Below are 18847 nucleotides of genomic sequence, written 5' to 3' on the forward strand. Positions count from 1 at the left end.
TATTCAAAAGGGCAGTATAAGCTCTTTAACCATGGCTTCTGTTTAAAGTGCTATATGTGCCTTCACTTGCCAATGAGTCATGTAAGAGCTTTTATACCCCTCAACCAAGGCCACTTGCAACGCCAATTGTTTTTCCCATATATTGGGTTTGAATGCTTTATTCCAGGCAATAAATAATTTTTTTTGTGATGGACTTAAGGTAAGCCCATAATTTTCCGCCATAAATAAAAAAGTACGCGCAACGATTCCCTTGGCCGAGTTAGGTGGATCTGCGCAATGAGAGACTTTACCCATTTTCATCGCACACCCTAAATAATCAATTTGTTGATGAAGCCCGCTCAATTGATAATTCGAGTGGGCTTTATTCATGATGCCTATTTCTGGCCATAAATTATAAAGGTCAGCTTCCACATGACGTAATTGCTCATCGAATTTCTCACAACATCTTCGCCCTTCATATGGCCGGCCATTATTATCCTCCTCAATTGGCTCGCGCCAATATTCAAATGGCTGTCCCAAATACTCGGCCGCCATAACCTGCTTCCATCCAATGCAAAAAGCACGTTTCATGGAATCCTCAGCCTGCATCCCACAGCCCGCTAAACTCACTTCTTTATCTCCATCACTGCATGGACAATAAATGGTTTCAGGATGATTCTGTAAGAATTGGGCTGCAGTTATCCTGGATTGTGAAAAAGTTTCTGGCGTTTGAGCATAAATAAACGAGCTGATAAAACACAGCAACATGACAAATCGAAACATAGAAGTATCGTAAAAAAATAATGCAGGGATCATTATAAAAGTTTATGGTTTTATTTCTATATTTTTTACTGTCTATCCAGACATAAATTATATTTCACCGGAAACATCAATGGGATTTCAGAATTATTGAGGTTATGTAACTTCAGTATCTAACAAAGTACTTACACAAATAAATGAAAACGCATTGAGGAATGACCAAAAATTCCATCCCTACCTGTTTAAAGCCACCCGCGTTCCGCTCTCCTCGGCCCGGCGCATCGCCCCCTTATCTTTGAACGCCTCTACGGGCTTCGTGAACTCTTTTGCCTTGCTCATACATTCATTGACGATTGCAGTTACCTTATTTTTATAATCCTGCAATGCCTGTGCATTGGCAGGCAAAGGCAGGCCCAGTATGCGTCTTCGCGCTTTTTGATAATAGCGATTATCACCACTAAAAGAATTTATCGTCTGCAACAGTTCATCAGGTAATTTGTACTCTCGCTCCACTCCATTTTCTCCCGGAACCCGCGAACTATGCCGTGACTTCATATGAAAAAAACGAAATAACGGAGTGCTTTCTGGAATTTGCAACAGGCGCGACAGTTCAGCATCGCGAAATTTAAAAACCTCTTCCGCCAGGTCCTTCAAGATGACCTTGGGTTTTAAAGAATCAGGTAATAATGACATAATACGCTTTCTAACTGCCTCACTTTGGCTGGAAATCACGATACAATGTAAGCTCGGGCAATCTTTAAATGCTGAGTTATCAATAGAAATAATTCCTTCTGGAATGCTTATTGTCTGCAAACTTCTGCAGCCATAAAATGCTTCATAATTAATAGAAGTCACTTGTTCAGGGATGGTGATATTCTGCAACTTACTGCATTCCATAAAAGATTGGTTTCCAATGCTACTAACTTCTTTAGGAATGGTGATCCTCTGTAATTGACTGCAACCATTAAATGCACTAGGCCCAATAGAGGTAACCCCTTCTGGGATAATGATACTTTGTAATCCACTACAACCATAAAATGCACCGAATTCAATGGTGGTAACTCCTTGCGGAATAATGATGCTCTCTAATCCACTGCACTCATGAAATGTCCTCATAGGTATTCGGGTAACTCCTTTAGGGATGATGAGATTGCGTATTCCACTGCAACCATAAAATGCATAACCCTCAATAGAGGTAAGCCCAGGGGGGAGCACAATGCTCTGTAACTCACTACAGTGAATAAATGCCGACATTTGAATAGAAACGACCCCTTTTGGAATGATAAGGTACTTTAATTTACTGCAGTCTCTAAATGCCTCTGCTCCAATAGTGGTAGCCCCGGCCGGAATATCAAAAGAACCCTCTTCGTTAATATCGTCCTCAGTCACTTTAAGTAAGATCTTCCCATTGCCACTTAATTTCATACTACAAGATACTCCCTGATATATTTTAACGAGTCATACTCATAAGGATTTTACAGACTGCATAAAACAATTTTTAAATTGATTTTCCATCACAAATAAATCATTCTGATTTAACTTTGGCCATTATATCATAGGAGTGACCATTTACTCAAAAGAACGGCTCTTCGCACCAACTGGGCTAATTTGCGCCACGAGAAAAATCATCTACAAGCGCATTTATAATTATTTAGGCATTTATAAAATGAAGTAAAAACAAAGCCATCCATATCAAAAAGCTGTATTTATTTTATGATTGGTGTGGCAAATTGAGATTAATCTGAAATTTAGCCCCTATTTATTCAACAGGTGCAGACATTTATTGGAAAAATCAGAACCTCGTAATGAACTGATTATATATACATACAATTATTATTAAAAAAAGAACTCAATCAGTAAGATGGATTGAGCTCTTTCTAATAAAACTAAAACAGAGAGAATTAACTACCATATTCCTGTTACTGGAAGAATCCCAAAAACTCCTCTTCAGTAAGCTCTTTTATAGGTTCCTCTTCATGAGAAACATGGAACATTGATTGAGTTCCCGGAGCAACCAATTTTGTTGTATTCTGAGAAGAATTTTGAGTCACAGGAAAAGGATATGGTAGTGGATCAGGCCTTGGAACAACGGTTTTTCTTTCGGTAGAAATTCCAGGAGACAGAAGCATATCTGGTATTGTAGCAACAGTCATTTTACCATGACTCAAGGAAGATACACCAAGAGGATTTCTGTCGTTTTTGAATGGAACCACTTGGGGCGCAAAGAACGTTGGTGTTGTCTTGTTTTGTAACTTTAAAAGATGAGCCTGATTTTTTAATTGAGATTTTCTATCCCATTCAGCATAAACTTTATCCACAACTGTTGCTCGTTGTTTCGCTTGTTTATCTGCAAGTCCTTGCTTTACCAAATCATTGACCAGAGGAACATGCACTGGTTTACCATAAATTTGTTCTAAATACTCACCTGAAACCAGTAAAATAGGTCCCTCACACGCCATAGTAATGTGGTCACTATTACTTGGCGGCGAAGTTTCTTGCATTTTTTTATCATCTCTAATTTTTGCTTCCAATATTTTAGCAATTTTATGACTCAAACAACCATAGGCTGTAAACATAGCATGTCCTTGATAAGGTTTGGCAGGCAACCAAAGGACATTAAAATTATCACCCGGTAAAAATAGTCCATTAAAGCTGAATGCTGCTTTTATCTGCGCAGTACTCTCCTTATACCTCTTACTATATGGAGTAGCACCTAAATATTCTTCCGCAAAATCAATTAAATCGGGCTCCTCAATTTGTTCCGGTACTATACGCTTAATTACTATAGAGTTTTCACTAGTACGTACTACAATCAAACGGGGGCGCACGTACTCATTCCCGTCATTCATTAACTTGTCGATTAAGAAAAACTCATTGTCAAATTTATGTTCCTGCTGAACTTCTTCAACTTTACCATCAAAATACTTTTCCAAAAATTTCATGGATGCAACGACATAATTTCCATGTGTATCTAAATAGTAATCCCATAATGGGAGTTCATGCTCTCTCCCATCCAAATCCATAGAATCATTCATTTCGAATGCTGATTGTATCGTTTCCATCATCTGCTCAGCATCTTGTGATTTAGGACATTCATAAACACATAGATTATCCTCCTCATCGAATGGAGATTTGGATTCAGTTACTATCCATTTTGTTGTTTCAAGGTTTATACCAATAACAGACATCAGCTTCATGTATGATTCTCGCTTATTTATTTGGGATTTAATTCGCAGTTAATTTTCTAAAAACTAGTCTTGAGAGAACTCAATGTATTAGTACATCAATTGAATGGAAGGCTCGCGTTTGAACACTAAAAACACAAATATACCAGATAAATTATTTTATGGGCAATAAATAAAAATGCCTGTGCAAAAGCATCTAATTTGGGAGATTAATACCAACGTCATTTTGCTGCATGAATAGTCTTTGATTTATCGATCCAATCCTCTAGTACTGTGTAATAAATTTCAAAATTAACAAGTAAACTTTTGGTCCTCACTGTTAATCAAGTGATTTATTTGACACATTAATGCCCATAAATTTACATGTTTACTTTCCATAAAAAAGGACGCCAAGGTTAATGTTCTCTTTGTAATCTATTTTTAATTTTTTCAAAAAACACTTTTTTATAAAAAATCCTAAATCACCTAATACCTCACATAAAGAGATACCTGCACGAGAACAGTATATTAGAAAACTCCTTATCAAAAATGATTAAAAACAGATAAATTTTATGGATATTATAAAAAAATACTGCAACTTTCCCCCAATTTTCAAATCAGTGAAAACCTCCCTATTTTAAAACGGTTTGCAGAAGAACGAATCGATTATTTGTTTTACTAAGTTAGAATTGATTCAAGGCGATGATATGGCTTTGATATTAGCCGCTCAAATGAGTAAAAAGCCTTATCCTAATTCTGTTTTTATTATTAAAAAAGAAGATCAACTTTCTTTAATAACCGAGCAGATTAAAAAATATTGGAGAATGAAACTACTGAAAGCGTCACTAGATTTCAAATAATATATTATAGAGAACATAGAGGTTATGGAGAATCTGAAAAAAATACCATTGTAAAGAAAGCAGAAACAGCGGCTCGCAAAGATTTAGAACTACGTTACTCCAACCAAATCTTTATCGGTGGGAAGAACATGCGCCATGAGCGCAAAATGAAACAATATGGAAAAGCAGTTCATCATTTCATAAAGGATAATAATATCGATGTGCTCGATCCTTCTTTTTTTAGTCTCTTGGATCAATACCGTATTGAGAGTTTAGTACAGTTTTGTGATGAGCGTATAAACAGTACGCCTCAATATATTCTTCAATAAACCGTATAAAATGAGTAACTAATATTCAGTATTCTATAATTTAGAAAATGGATTTGCTGAGGTGCTGATCATGATACTCACTTTTAAAAATACTTTTTTAATGATGGTGGTTACAATTATTTTATTTTTTGATACCAATGTATTCGCTTGTCAGTGCTTTAATTCATTTTTTTTAACTTCGATTTTTTCTAATAACCCAGAAATGACCTGTTTTTTATCCAGTGACTACAGCAGAGTGAGTCTTTCTGACGGCAGACAGACCGCCATTTCTTCAATTTATGGCTGCTCGTTAAACTCTATCAGTAGTAACATCCACAGAGATTTTTTCTATTATTCTAATGATAATGAGTTGTGCATTGAAGAAATCTTAAATGCTTGTCGCATGCTCAACATTGAGATCCAATCCTACTAAGATTGCTACACTTTTTTTTAAAGATAAGTTCTATACACATCAAAGAAAAAACATCGGTCTTTTTAATCATTTATTACACAGAAAGGTCATTTTATGATAATATCTGCATCAACTAAATCACTTGAGCATGTTTTGACATGGCAGAATACAAAATTGAAAAGCCAGAACTAGGAACTCATTTTGAATCGTTGTATGCAACGGTTGTCAAACAAATTAAAGAAAAAAATACTGCATTCACAGGTATACCCAGTAAAATTAAAAATCAATTTTTAAATTTTCATCATTTGCTTCCAAATCAACAACTTGAATTGATGAATAATTTATTAGATATTGACAACTTGCCTCAAGAAATAATCGATGTGATGCATCAATTTCCTTACTTCGAATCCATTTCTAACGAGACTCTTACAAGAATTGGCGACTATCTCAAAAAGAAAGACCCCAAAACAGATAAAGATATCAGCGCACTTATAAAAACACACAAAAGACCACATGCCCTGTTCCAACCAAATCGACTGGGCGATTTACTCTCTTTATTGTTGTTAAACACAGCAACTGGACAACAGGATAAAGCAGAAAAGATAGTCGATATGCACCCTGAATTGCAATTAAAGTGTGGCACATTAACTGACTATTCGGGTAGAACCTTTAAGAACATCACAGCATATGAATACGCCTACTGGGCAAAGGACACCCACATGTGCCGTATGCTGGAAAAATACATGGATGCAGAAACCAGAGCAGCTATGCTCAAACGCTGCGAAGATATCGAGAAGAATGGCTTGACGTACATACAGCATGGCGTCGAGATTAAGGGTTCCAAGCATTTTAATTTTACCCCCCTCAAAACAGCTCTAGAAAATTATATTAAGGGTTACGACGTCTGGTTGAGTACACGGAATTGGGTGGCTATGGAGGCTGCCTGGAGGCAAGTAGGTATCTTGCAGCGCGATGTAGCTGTCCATGTAGCTAATGAATATTGCCGGAAGGACCGTGCATTTGACCCGCTGCCTACGTTTAAGGAAAAGACCTTGCCACGGGAGTTAAGCTTCTACAATTATAGAACGCGAAAGGAGGACTCTTGGTTTCCCTCGGTCATTTCGGATTCTGGTAATCGAGTCATTGATTTTGTGATTCGTGGAGCCATGCAGCCTGTAGGTGGTGTCGTTGGTTGGGCAACAGCCTCTGCGATCTATGATTTAGCAGCCTTAGGGCAACTTGATAAAGTCAGAACTGAAGAACTCACGCAGCTGTGTGAAAACTTGAGGAGGGTTGATCCGGCCCCTCGGGAAGGTTTCCCTAGCTCCAAATAACGTGCTGAAGCAGCCAGTTGCTATGTCGCCAGGTTAAAGTCTCAATGTACACTAAAAAGCATCAAATCATATTACAAAAAACTTTAAAACACGCTCGTTAAGGGTAGACAAAATGTTTATAACAGTACATTAGCACCCTTTATTTGATGAATCTTGAATAAAAGGCAGTATAAAGTTGAGCGATAACTATGTTTGCCATCAGTCGTTCCCCGTACCGATCCTTGAAGAACAAAGGATCAATGCCGACGATTGTAACCATCAAGATCACAATGTAAATTACAATCAATGTTTGTTTTGTCTTTACATAAAGAACACCGCTGTTTTAAGTACATATCAAAATGCCTTTTTTTATGGATAGCACGAAACAAATGTTGAGCTGAATCTAAAAAAATGCTGCACTGCAAATCAATTTTTGGGGTCTTGGGTTCAATAAACCCGTTTTTCCATCAGAGATGATTGTAAATGAATTTTAAAGGTAAAAACCCATCATGAGCTGGCTAAAATAAGTTTTTTGTAATTTTTTGTTAGCGGCTGCACAATTTGCTCAAATATGTGCTACATTCAAAAATACCACTTGTTGGTTTTCCATCAAGAATTATTTAGTTAAAACAGTTTGATGTATGTAACTGGTTAGTTGGCAATTTCATTGTTGTTCATGGCTGTGTCGAGTTTTGATTCTTAAAAACAACATCATTAAAAATAAAATCACTGCATAGACCTTATTTCTAACCTGGTTATCATTAATTGGGAGAAAATGGTATGGGTTCTTTAGAGATTTTAAGTGTTGCATCTGATTTACCTCAACAGTGTGTAGCAAGCAAAGACCTTCTGAATAAAGCATCAGGGCATCTTAGTACTCAAGTAATTGATATGCTTCAATCCATGGATATAGATAAACGATATTCAGTTGTTGAAAATTATCCACAATATCTTGCTGGTGAAGAACAGCGTAAGCTAATGTCTGGTGTGAATGAATTGGGGGCAAATTCAATCCGAAAATGTTTAGCGCAATTTCCTCACGATTTAGATGTTGGTTTACTAATAGCGGTCACCAATACTGCCGAAAAGCCTTTACCCTGTATGGCATATGAGATTATTTCTATGATGGATAATGATATGATGCCGCATGATATTAATATCATTAATATGCAAAACCAAGGATGTAGCGCTTTAATAAAGGCCTTTGAGATTGCCTCTTACTTTTTACAGTCACACCCTCACAAACATGTAGTTATTTCTGTCGCTGAAACCCATACCGCCATGGTTTCATCTGTGCTTGCCAATAAGTCTATAGTTTCTTTTAGTGAAATAAAGGCAATTCAGGATCATACCGAACAAAAAGAAGCACAGATGGCATTGAATAATTTGATTAATAGCTATTTATTCGGGGATGGGGCTGTTTCAATACTCTTAGGTCACGGAACTCAAGAGGATAGTTTTGAATCCTATCACTTGACCAATATTGATGCCAGAGACAGTGAGATACTCTGCATTAATGAAGGCGGAATCAAGATTCCATGTTATGAAAACTTTCCCCAATATACATTGGGTAAGGTGGTTCGATATAGTGAGTTGTTATTACGCCAAGCCCAAAGTCAACATGATGACCATCTAACAAAAGAAGATATTCATTTTTATTTAATCCATGCTGGAAGTAAAAAAATTATTAGTGCAGTGCAAAAAAATCTGATGCTCGATGATCAAATGGACAAAATATCTGTTTCTTATTTTGTACTTAAAAATTATGCCAACCTATCCTCCTGTTCCTTAGGATTCATGCTGGAAAGACTGATCAATCAGCAAAAGGTAAATGGTTCTCTATTGCTTATTTCCTTTGGAGTAGGATTTAGTGGCAGTGTCGCCAAACTAAAAATTTAACTTTAGAAATGGGCCTTATGGCCCATTTTAATAAACAAAAAATTCATCACATCTGAAGCTAGGATATGAAAAATATCAGGTTGGATTGGTATATTTTCTCAGCAAGGGCTTTTCATAAATAAATTCTTAACTTAAAAGAATTCTGATAAAGATCACATGATCAGGAGCCTTTTACTTGCAATTTATTCTGTCTTTCACAAAGCCCCTCTAAGATACCGAGAAATTGCCTGGTATCTGAACCAAGACGACCATCCTTGAGGATCTCTAACTCATGTTCTGTAATGGTATCTTTGCCAGGACTATTTAATATGTCGATTACCTTTTGTGCCGTACATATCTTGTCTTTAGCGGTATACTGTGATTTCCACCACATAATTTTATATTTGTATTTAGCTAAAGGATGGGGATTAGTGTTCTTCTCGTCATAGGAAACTTCACTATCTGAGACAACTTGCGCCTCTCGAGCCCTTGTTTGAATGTATTTTTGTAAAGCATATATGAGCCTTTCGTTAGGATGGGAGGATTCTGATGGTTTCCTATACTCAGTCTTGATTGCACTCTCACAAATTTCTTCAAAAGATTTCTGCTGCTCGAGCTTCTTTTCAATAGTCGGCACTCGTTTGACTGGCAAATCCTTAGATTGTTCTATTTCCTTTCCCAATTGATATATCTCATCGATTTCCTCTTGAGCAAGCCTTCCTTCTTTGGAATCTGTGTCCAATTTTATAAGTTCAGGATCTAGGGATATTAATTGAGGATCTAAGGAATGACTTCGAATATATTTATTCTTCCCTTCAGAATAAAAAAAATCATACAATTTCTCGGGCTCATCTTTTAATTTAAAAACAAGATCCAATGAAGGATCACATATAACCCTATCTTCATTACTGCCCAAACTAACTACCACATGGTTATTACCATGGACCCCAAGGACATGAAGATTCATATCATCAAGCTTTTCAGGATAGTTTTGTTGAATATAATTAAAAGCCAGTCTGCTAAATTCCCCGCAATTACCTATCTCTTTCTTTAAGACATGGTATTCTAAAGCATGCCTTCTAACGGACTGACCGTGCTCAGACTTTAAACTAATACCTTTTTTTGCACAAAAAGCTTTCCACAATTTTTCCGCTTGTCCCCGCATATCATCTACTTCTTTCTCAAGTACATTCATATCCCAAAATTCTAAACGGCTAAATATTGTGCTTTCATCATTCCCATCATTTTCATATCGTTTATACTTCTCAGGATATTTATCTTTCAGTTCTTTTTTTCTTTTTGCAGCCATGTCTTCCTTAAATAAAGCTGCATTCTCCTTATAGAATTCTACTTCAGGTGTGGTTCCGCTTTGTTTTATATGTTTCCTAGCGTACGCACATGCTTTTCGGGCAATATCTAATAGTTCGCTGTCTTTCATAGAAATAATAATGAAACCCTTTTGTTCATGATGTATATATTATAGTCCGGCAAGCGAAATGCTTCATGGAAAAGTTAAAACAATTTTTAAATGATGGTTGAATATTTTGGGATAGTCACCTTTTTTTGTACCCTGTAACTTTTAGGAGCGTATTATTTTTATATCAAATCTTTTCAGAGCTGCCAGGAATGTCATACAAGCATGTCATTTAGATGATTTCCGAGTACTCTATGCGCTATAGTATAAATTGCATACTGGATAGAGAGAGAGCTATGGCAGACATCATTAATCTTAATAAAAAAAGAAAGGCTAAAATTCGTTTGAAAAAAGAAAAGAAAGCTACAGAAAATCGAATTAAGTTTGGAAGAAGCAAAAAAGAAAAACAGATAGAGAAACAAGAAAATGAACGTCAGGAACGAAATCTAGATGCTCATCAGTTGGATAAAAAGGAAGAAAAATGAAGAAAGCAGTACTATCCTATTTATCTTAATAAGCGTACCTGTCTCTCATTAAGCCTAATTCTTGATGATGACACTTGGTCCTTTCAGTTTTTTAACGAATAATTAATGAGCACTGAAAGTCTTTTTCCAGAGGGGATTAGTATCTATTCATGGAATTATAAAAAGCTATATGTTAGATTTCTTTAATTTTTTTTAACAACCAGTTGATCATGACCCGATTTTTTAAAATGAACTCAGAAAAAAACCAGCTTGAAGAGTGTAATAGTTCTGAGAGTCCCGAGTTTATAGAAATTTATTGGAACTGGGTTGCACTCGCCATTCCGATAGTACTAGGTTTAGAGGATGCCGTAAAAAAGTTTAACGATAGATTTGAATTGGTTGATGGCTCTTACTCAGTGATCAATCCGTCAACTTGGTTTGCCCTATTTGAGTACAATTCAAAATACTGCTCAACTCAAGAAGCCGAAGTTCTCTCTAAAGCAACTTTAGCGATACGTCCATCCTAGGAGATTAAGGTTTATTTAATCGCAGGGGTTGATTCTATCTGTCGATTTTTAGATTCATTTACAATTGGCTTAAAAATTGGATTCAACTGACGATCTAAATTTCTAGAATGAGCTGATTTATTGGGTTTTTGAAAGCACTGTCAGAAGAATCTGACAGTGCTTTTCAAAATGACTAACTATCTTATGCCATAGCTGCGGCTTTCTTTTCTTTCTCTTTGGCAATTACTGCCTCTGCCACATTAGCTGGGCAAGGAGCATAATGTGAGAATTCCATTGAGAATTGACCACGACCAGAAGTCAGGGTGCGCAATGTACTGATGTAACCAAACATTTCTGAAAGAGGAACATCGGCTTTAATGCGAACACCAGCAGCACTGGGCTCTTGGCCTGAAATCATACCACGACGACGGTTCAAGTCACCGATCACATTACCGACATCCTCTTCTGTGCTATAAACGTCAACCTTCATGATTGGTTCAAGCAATTGTGGACCAGCTTTGGGTATCGATTGACGGAAAGCTCCTTTTGCAGCAATCTCAAACGCAATTGCAGAAGAGTCTACAGCATGGTAAGCACCATCGGTAAGATCAATGACAACATCCAATACTGGGAAACCTGCTAAAGTACCCGTGTCCATCATTGAGCGGAACCCTTTCTCAATCGCAGGGAAGAATTCTTTAGGAACGTTTCCACCCACAACTGAGGTAATGAAAGTGAATCCACTATTTGGCTCGCCTGGTTGAATCGTGTAATCAATCTTACCGTATTGACCAGCACCACCTGATTGTTTTTTATGGGTATAGCTGTCTTGAACTGTTTTGGTTATGGTTTCACGGTACGCAACCTGAGGCTGACCCACGATTAACTCAACATCGTATGTACGCTTTAGAATATCCACTTTAATATCAAGATGTAATTCACCCATACCACGAAGAATGGTTTCACCTGAATCTTGATCAGTTTCCACTCTAAAGGTTGGATCTTCGGCAACCATCTTACCAATAGCAATAGCCATTTTTTCAGTAGCGCCTTTATCTTTTGGCGTGACGGCTATAGAAATAACTGGCTCAGGGAAAACCATCGCTTCCAGTGTACACTCATGATTTGGATCGCAAAGAGTATGGCCGGTTCGAACGTTTTTCATGCCTACAATCGCAATAATGTCGCCTGCTTCAGCGCTTTGTAATTCAATACGCTCATTTGCCTGCATCTCTACCATACGACCAACACGCTCAGTCTTACCGGTAAAGGAGTTAAGAATGGTATCCCCTTTATTCAATTTTCCTGAGTAGATACGTACGAACGTTAGCGCACCAAAACGGTCATCCATAATTTTGAATGCCAAGGCACGGAATGGCTCATCAGGAGAAACGATAGCGAATTGACCGTTTGGCTCACCTTCTGCATTAGTCAAAGGTTGTGGGTTCACTTCATGAGGAGCAGGCAGATAATCAACCACTGCATCCAATAATAGCTGCATTCCTTTGTTTTTGAACGCAGAACCACAATAAGTTGGGAAGAAAGCCAACTCAAGCGTACCTTTACGGATACAACGCTTAATTTCTTCCATAGAAGGCTCTTCACCTTCTAAGTAAGCCATCAGCAACTCATCATCCATTTCAAGTGCCGTTTCGATTAATTGTGCACGATACATTTCAACGTCATCATGCATATCGGCTGGAACATCAGTCACTTTGTAATTTTCTGGCTGACCAGATTCATCCCAAACATATGCTTTACGGGTTAATAAATCAACAACACCTACGAACGTGTCTTCATAACCAATAGGTAAGGTCATAATTAAAGGATGTGCACCCAATACTTTTTTAATTTGCTCAGTTACTTTCAAGAAGTTCGCGCCAATACGATCCAGTTTGTTTACGAAAATCAAACGAGATACTTTTGAATTGTTCGCATAGCGCCAGTTGGTTTCTGACTGAGGCTCGACGCCGCCAGATCCACAGAATACCCCGATACCGCCATCGAGAACTTTCAGTGAGCGATAAACCTCTACAGTGAAGTCAACGTGTCCTGGGGTATCAATAATATTGAATCGATGATCTTTCCAGAAGCAACTAACTGCCGCTGACTGGATGGTAATACCACGCTCCGCTTCCTGCACCATGAAATCGGTTGTTGATTCACCATCGTGAACTTCACCTATCTTGTGGATTCTACCGGTGAGCTTAAGAATACGCTCAGTAGTGGTTGTTTTTCCGGCATCTACGTGGGCGAAGATACCAATATTTCTGTAAAGGTTTAAATCAGTCATAGCACTCTTTAGTTAAAATTAAATGGATAAAAATTTGTCAGGTATTATACAGTATTTTATCTGGATTTGCAGCAAAAATCGTTTCTATTCACCTTTTTTTTATGATTATTCCAACTGATGCCTACAAAGCTAACCACTGACACATACTACAAAATAATACAAATGGCTCCAAAAATAATAATAAAACAACTTTAAAAAGCCGCTCATCGGCACTAGAATCCAATTCTTTTAACCATGATGGGACGTTTTGAACTTTTGCATATAGGTTAATAATAGACCATTAAGCATAAAATTAGTAGAGATTAATGATGAACATAAGTATAACAAAAAAAGAATATGGAACATTACTGGATATGTTATGTATTGCAGATTGGGTTTTGAATTTATATACGACTAAGGCACCTAAACAGAATGAATATGACACTTTAAAACAAAAATTTTTGTCCTATTTTAAAGAGATGGGTGCGAGTGACAAAATAGAGTTTTCCTCAGAATTGAATGAATATTTTGAGAAATTAGAGTATGAGCAATCTTTGAATGACAATTTTATCCAACCTTTTGAAAACATGCTGTTTTGGGATGAATTAACTCAGAGATTGGGTGAGCGAGATATGATTCAAAAAATAGGAATGGAACAATATAGTAAGATGAATCCTATTGAACGACTAAAAAAAGTCGAGGAAATCAAAAAACAATATGCACAGGAATTTGAAAATCATGGCTTAGAGCGTCTTAAAATTGGCACTTAATTATCGCCGTTGATGCGCTGAGTAATCACACTTAAAGCGATGAACAGTAAAAGGAGGTAATGAGCATAGGCTAATTTGCTTGCAACTATACCTTCTACATAAGTTTGTATTGATTTTCGGCTCCAGAATTTTGATCTACTGAAGCTGGAACGTACTATCCAGTTGAATCTAATCGTGAACAAGAGAAGCCACTGTTTTTTAGAAGACAGAGCCAAATAAAACATTTAATTGAATTATTGAGAGGGAATCCAGAAAATGAGATCGAAATTATTTAAACAGCAAAAGCCAAACACAAAAACATGTCCATACGCCCTCTTTTCAACACAAAAGTCTGCAAGTTCACCACATGAAGCGTTGCCTACCATACCTGAACCTGAAACAGCTTCTATAGCAATACCACAGCATCAACAAGGCTGGCGTAACTTAGGGCGTTTATTCGACCAGGGTGCTTCTCCTTTTTTTTATGAAATGGCTGCACGGACAAAACAGAAGTTTTTCAAAATCTACATTGGCACAAAGCCAATTTATATAGTAACTGATGGCAATATAGCCAAAGAACTGCTGACAAAATCCCCTGATCTTGGTCGTGGAGACATACTTGAACCGTTTACGCATATGGTAGGAAGAGTTTTTTTCGCTGAAGACGGAGCAGCAGCTTCTGAACCCCGCAAAGTTTTTTTAAACACCATAGCCCGTGGTCCGATAAATTTTGAAAGAATCGCTCAAGTCAATGAACGCACCTTCGCCTCGATGCAACTCGCATCCAATGGAGGCGTTGATGATCTCTATGCCTATGTCGCTTGGCATACTATAGGTTGTATTGCTGCATGCTTTGTAGGCACTGATGATCTCTCCGTTCTACCATCAGATACACACCAAATATTCATGCAAGCGACACGTCTCATTACTAAAGCCAGCATGGATCCCCTAAGCCGTCTTATCCATCCAGGCCTTCGATCTGACTTTCGGGAAACCAGCAAAGCTATGGCCGATATTGCAAAAAAACTTCTTAACTCAAACATAGACAACATTTGCAAAGGTAATAATTACATCTGGGATTTGGGAATATTTCGTGCCGAGCAATTACATCCTGAGATGAATTTTGATGACTGTACCCACTTTGAGGAACACAATCCGAAGGCAAAGATTGTACGTGATCTAATCGAACATGATCGATTTATACGAGAACACGGACCTCTAACAATTTTCGCATCCTCTAATGTAGGAGCAACGATGTTCTATCTGCTGGATGTGCTGAGCCAAAGACCTGATGTGGTAAATAAGATGCACGAAGAAATCGCTCGTGTTTTGGGGAAAGAGCCATTTACCTATAAACGATTAGCGGATTTACCCTACGTGCGTGCAGTCGTTGAGGAAGCGCTTTGGCAAGCAACGCCTATTCCTAATTTTCCCAGAGCGGTACTTAAACCTTTTCAAGTGAACATTAACGGGGAGACAGTTTCGTTTCAGAAGAACGATATGTTGATGTTTCTTTTTAGACCCATGCAGGGACCCAATCGTGTGTTTTCACCAGAAAAGTGGATTGAGGGTGATCCTGACCTATATTCTTTCGGTGCAGGACCACGACGTTGTCCGGCTAATCCATTTGCAAAGCAAATGTTGTGTCAGTTTTTGGTCGACATGGATTTATACGGGCTGCGAATTATGCCAACGAGAAAACCCACATACACCACGCGCAACGGTTTGCTAGGGCCCAATTATCAACCAGAACAACCTCTATCTGCCAAGGTGGAGCATGCTACAGAAGAGGAGTATCCGAGAGCAATTGCACGATTATAAAGACTTTTCTGGGTTGCGGGCTTATAGCCGACACTCACGTCATCCCTAGTGCAGCTAGAGATCTCCACCGTGCTCTAACGTATGGAGAGCCCTTTGTACTGGGGACGACCTTGTAGTAAGCGTTTCGAGGCTCTAAACTTGACTCAAGCAAGGGGATTGTCAGCAGGCCAGTCCCAGAGTTTGCCAACAGACCAAACTCTAACGCAATGAGTTAGAACCTTTCATCATTAAATTAACCTTGACTATCGTAAAAAATACTCATACAACTTGAAGGATATTCACATTCTTCCCTCAAGATTCATGGCAAGCTTAATTGGTTTAAGGCACTACGTGATCATAGGGTTTTTGTTATTGAACTCGCCATTACATGCCTCTTTTATTGAGCAAACAATGGGAACCGCTGTAGTCAAGGATGCTACAGCCGTTTATTTTAATCCGGCCGCATTAACTATTTCGCCGCATCAACAACTTGTCCTTCTAAGTACCCTAGCAAGAGCGCAATTTGAGTTTAGCGGGAGTGCGCAAAAAATACCTTATGGGATTACCGAGTCAGGATCAACCACCTCAAAATCCAATTTTTTCTTGCCTTCCATGTATCTTAGCATCCCTATGAATGAACGATTGGTGGCGGGTTTTGCTGTCGTTGCCAATGATTTTAATCGCGAACTCGATAACAACCCAATTCTTCGATATATCCTTGCACGCAATCAAACGAATAATATTGATTTTATTCCCGCGTTAGGCATTAAAATTAATCAATTTCTTTCCATAGGAGGAAACATTAATTTTACTTATGCTCATCTCATCCAGGAGCCTATTACTGCAGGCATACCCCGTTTGAATATTCCTGAAAGCCGTAGCTTGAATGACACTCAAGCAAACAGTGTGGGCGGTGACTTCGGGATACTCATTAAACCCGGTAAAAAAACAGCTTTGGGGGTTAATTACCGCAGTGCAGTGACTTATAATTTACAGGGCAGTAGTACAATAACCGGTTCGCCAGGGATTGCCTCCAATGATTACCATTTTAAATACTGGACACCAGCAAGAAGTGTCATGACATTAAGCCATTTTATCAATGAAAAATTGGGCTTTTTAGGAACTGTTCAATACCTGCAATGGGATATCTTTAAAGAAGTTTCTGTATATAATTTTGCAACGCAAGGTGCCTCCCACGCCTTTATTATCCCCAAGGCACGCATTAATTATTATTTTCATAATAGTTGGCTTCTAACCCTAGGGACAATTTATCAAGTTTCTCCAAAGTGGGTAATCCGAGTAGCAGGAACATACAATCAGTCACCCTCAAATGGGAAATTTCAAATAGGCCCTGGAGACAGTTTGATTACTGGTTTTTCCATGGGGTATCAATTGATGAAGCATCTCACTGTTGATTTCGGTTATGGCCATGCTTTTTTTAAAAAGGAACCTATTGATATTCAAACGCCTCAGAATAGTATAACTGGCATCAATGAAGGCGCACATGACGCCGTCTCACTCAAATTCACGCTCACTGCTTAATGGTGATTACAACAAGCATGTTCTGGTGAGTTCGAGAATAATACACTCCGGGATATGGGTATCTCACGAAGCTGGAGCAAGAAATTCGTTGTGCTGTCATTCCTGCGTAGCCGAATGTTGTTTTGTATAAGAAATTTAAACAAACCCAATAAAAAGCTAAAATATATTAAAACCATTGATTCAGAAATTAATGGAAATCACCATTGAAACTGAATACTGGTTATTATGGTATGATTTCATACATTTTAATGAAGACTTATTACTATGAATATTTTATTGTGTTTGAAAAGTTTTATTGCAACTGTTGATAATAAAAGCTTTTCAAAAGCCGCGCAAAATTTATATGTTTCGCCATCGAAATTAAGCAAACAAATTACGTGGCTAGAGGATGAGTTAAAAACCAAATTATTTCTACGTTCAACAAAGGGATTAATTGTGACTGAGTCAGGAGAGAGACTTTATCGAGAGGCATTGAGGCTTTTTGAACAATTAGGTGCGGTTAAGGAGATTGCGACTCCAAAGCCATTGGAATTACAAGGTCTAATTACACTGTATCTTACGGTAACGCCTGCAATACCTTATTTAACTGCATTAAGTATTGAGTTCATGCAAAAATACCCCAAAATGGAAATTGAGATTATTGTAGGATCAGATTCAAAAGAACTTTTATCTACTGCATTTGATGTGGCCATTTCATTTGATGATATCAATTCTTCAAAACTCATTTGCAAAAAATTATTTGCCGTTCAGCGAGAGGTATTTGCATCACCTGCCTATATCAATCAATATGGATTTCCCGAAACAATTGAGCAATTACAAAAGCATAATTGCTTGATTAATACCCTTTATGGACTTCAAAATAAATGGATATTCAATAAAAAACTTGTCCATGTCTCAGGAAACTTTAAAAGTAATAACGCAAGTGTTTTAAAGCAGGCTGCCATTGCAGGAATGGGACTACTATGGGCTCCGTATTTCTCAGTCTGTGAGGAAATAAAAAATGGCACATTAATTCAAGTATTACCTCAAGAAACTTCTCCAGAAATTAATCTTTATGCAATTTATCCAATGTATTTAGCTAATGAGCCTAAAATTAATTTACTTTTAAATTTTTTTTGTGAAAAAGCTTTATCAGCAAAAATTACTCCTTCTTTTATTGATAATAAAAAATGAGGTTTGTTGATTTCGAGATAAAGAAGGAAAGCATTAAAAAAGTTAATCCTGTTTTTAATCTAAAAAATAATAAATCCTTTAATGGAGAGGCCCTAAATTCCCCCGCCTAAAATCTCTTATAAACTCACATTTTGTTGTGACTCTTTTCGACAAAATAGTTATTGAGGTAAATGGATTTGCGTTCATTCACTCCATAAAAAAAATCTTATGACTTATTTCTTAATTGGAAATGTTTTCTTTCCAAAAAAGTATATTCTCGCCATCCATTAAATTGT

16 protein-coding genes are annotated in these 18847 nt (G+C 37.5%); 11 read left to right on the forward strand and 5 right to left on the reverse strand.

Annotation, left to right across the window (positions count from 1 at the left end; genetic code table 11):
- Positions 1–42: 42 nt before the first annotated feature.
- The 3 genes from ACF8MK_RS14785 to ACF8MK_RS14795 all read right to left on the reverse strand — a co-directional run bounded on the left by ACF8MK_RS14785 (position 43) and on the right by ACF8MK_RS14795 (position 3935).
- On the reverse strand, positions 43–762 hold the full coding sequence (locus ACF8MK_RS14785) for an endonuclease (RefSeq protein ID WP_392537292.1): 720 nt from the start codon (positions 760–762) through the stop codon (positions 43–45).
- Between the two features lie 210 nt (positions 763–972).
- Positions 973–2163 carry a leucine-rich repeat domain-containing protein gene (locus ACF8MK_RS14790; RefSeq protein WP_392537293.1) on the reverse strand — a complete coding sequence of 397 codons (1191 nt, stop codon included), beginning with the start codon at positions 2161–2163 and terminating at the stop codon, positions 973–975.
- Between the two features lie 494 nt (positions 2164–2657).
- Entirely contained in the window at positions 2658–3935 is a 1278-nt protein-coding gene (locus ACF8MK_RS14795; protein WP_392537294.1) for a hypothetical protein, read from the reverse strand.
- A 674-nt stretch (positions 3936–4609) separates the two neighbouring features.
- On the opposite strand from ACF8MK_RS14795, the gene ACF8MK_RS14800 reads away from it, so the two are divergent.
- The 5 genes from ACF8MK_RS14800 to ACF8MK_RS14820 all read left to right on the forward strand — a co-directional run bounded on the left by ACF8MK_RS14800 (position 4610) and on the right by ACF8MK_RS14820 (position 8673).
- Entirely contained in the window at positions 4610–4762 is a 153-nt protein-coding gene (locus ACF8MK_RS14800; protein WP_392537295.1) for a hypothetical protein, read from the forward strand.
- Between the two features lie 146 nt (positions 4763–4908).
- On the forward strand, positions 4909–5070 hold the full coding sequence (locus tag ACF8MK_RS14805; RefSeq protein ID WP_392537296.1) for a hypothetical protein: 162 nt from the start codon (positions 4909–4911) through the stop codon (positions 5068–5070).
- A gap of 70 nt (positions 5071–5140) precedes the next feature.
- Complete coding sequence (locus ACF8MK_RS14810; RefSeq protein ID WP_392537297.1) at positions 5141–5482, forward strand: hypothetical protein; 342 nt, start codon at positions 5141–5143, stop codon at positions 5480–5482.
- Between the two features lie 137 nt (positions 5483–5619).
- Positions 5620–6795: a hypothetical protein gene (locus ACF8MK_RS14815; RefSeq protein WP_392537298.1), complete on the forward strand. Its 1176-nt coding sequence runs from the start codon at positions 5620–5622 to the stop codon at positions 6793–6795.
- A gap of 759 nt (positions 6796–7554) precedes the next feature.
- On the forward strand, positions 7555–8673 hold the full coding sequence (locus tag ACF8MK_RS14820; RefSeq protein WP_392537299.1) for a 3-oxoacyl-[acyl-carrier-protein] synthase III C-terminal domain-containing protein: 1119 nt from the start codon (positions 7555–7557) through the stop codon (positions 8671–8673).
- Positions 8674–8833: 160 nt separating this feature from the next.
- Here ACF8MK_RS14820 and ACF8MK_RS14825 read toward each other — a convergent pair whose 3' ends face one another.
- Complete coding sequence (locus ACF8MK_RS14825) at positions 8834–10090, reverse strand: hypothetical protein (RefSeq protein ID WP_392537300.1); 1257 nt, start codon at positions 10088–10090, stop codon at positions 8834–8836.
- 272 nt (positions 10091–10362) lie between these two features.
- Between ACF8MK_RS14825 and ACF8MK_RS14830 the strand changes: the two genes are divergently transcribed.
- Together ACF8MK_RS14830 and ACF8MK_RS14835 are read left to right on the forward strand one after the other, a co-directional pair.
- Complete coding sequence (locus tag ACF8MK_RS14830; RefSeq protein WP_392537301.1) at positions 10363–10551, forward strand: DUF4169 family protein; 189 nt, start codon at positions 10363–10365, stop codon at positions 10549–10551.
- Between the two features lie 209 nt (positions 10552–10760).
- Positions 10761–11057, forward strand: coding sequence for a hypothetical protein (locus tag ACF8MK_RS14835; protein WP_392537302.1), 297 nt, complete (start codon positions 10761–10763; stop codon positions 11055–11057).
- A gap of 181 nt (positions 11058–11238) precedes the next feature.
- On the opposite strand, the gene fusA is transcribed toward ACF8MK_RS14835, so the two are convergent.
- Positions 11239–13329: an elongation factor G gene (gene fusA, locus ACF8MK_RS14840; protein WP_392537303.1), complete on the reverse strand. Its 2091-nt coding sequence runs from the start codon at positions 13327–13329 to the stop codon at positions 11239–11241.
- A gap of 305 nt (positions 13330–13634) precedes the next feature.
- On the opposite strand from fusA, the gene ACF8MK_RS14845 reads away from it, so the two are divergent.
- From ACF8MK_RS14845 to ACF8MK_RS14860, 4 genes are all read left to right on the forward strand, one after another.
- Positions 13635–14078 carry a hypothetical protein gene (locus ACF8MK_RS14845; protein ID WP_392537304.1) on the forward strand — a complete coding sequence of 148 codons (444 nt, stop codon included), beginning with the start codon at positions 13635–13637 and terminating at the stop codon, positions 14076–14078.
- Between the two features lie 255 nt (positions 14079–14333).
- Positions 14334–15878, forward strand: coding sequence for a cytochrome P450 (locus ACF8MK_RS14850; protein ID WP_392537305.1), 1545 nt, complete (start codon positions 14334–14336; stop codon positions 15876–15878).
- A gap of 351 nt (positions 15879–16229) precedes the next feature.
- A complete protein-coding gene (locus tag ACF8MK_RS14855) occupies positions 16230–17399 on the forward strand; it encodes an OmpP1/FadL family transporter (protein WP_392537306.1) in 1170 nt (389 codons plus the stop codon).
- Between the two features lie 264 nt (positions 17400–17663).
- Positions 17664–18572, forward strand: a complete 909-nt coding sequence (locus ACF8MK_RS14860) for a LysR family transcriptional regulator (RefSeq protein WP_392537307.1) — start codon at positions 17664–17666, stop codon at positions 18570–18572.
- Positions 18573–18847 lie beyond the last annotated feature (275 nt).

Source organism: Legionella sp. 227 (assembly GCF_043161935.1).
In the GTDB taxonomy this organism is placed as follows: Bacteria; Pseudomonadota; Gammaproteobacteria; order Legionellales; family Legionellaceae; genus Legionella; species Legionella sheltonii.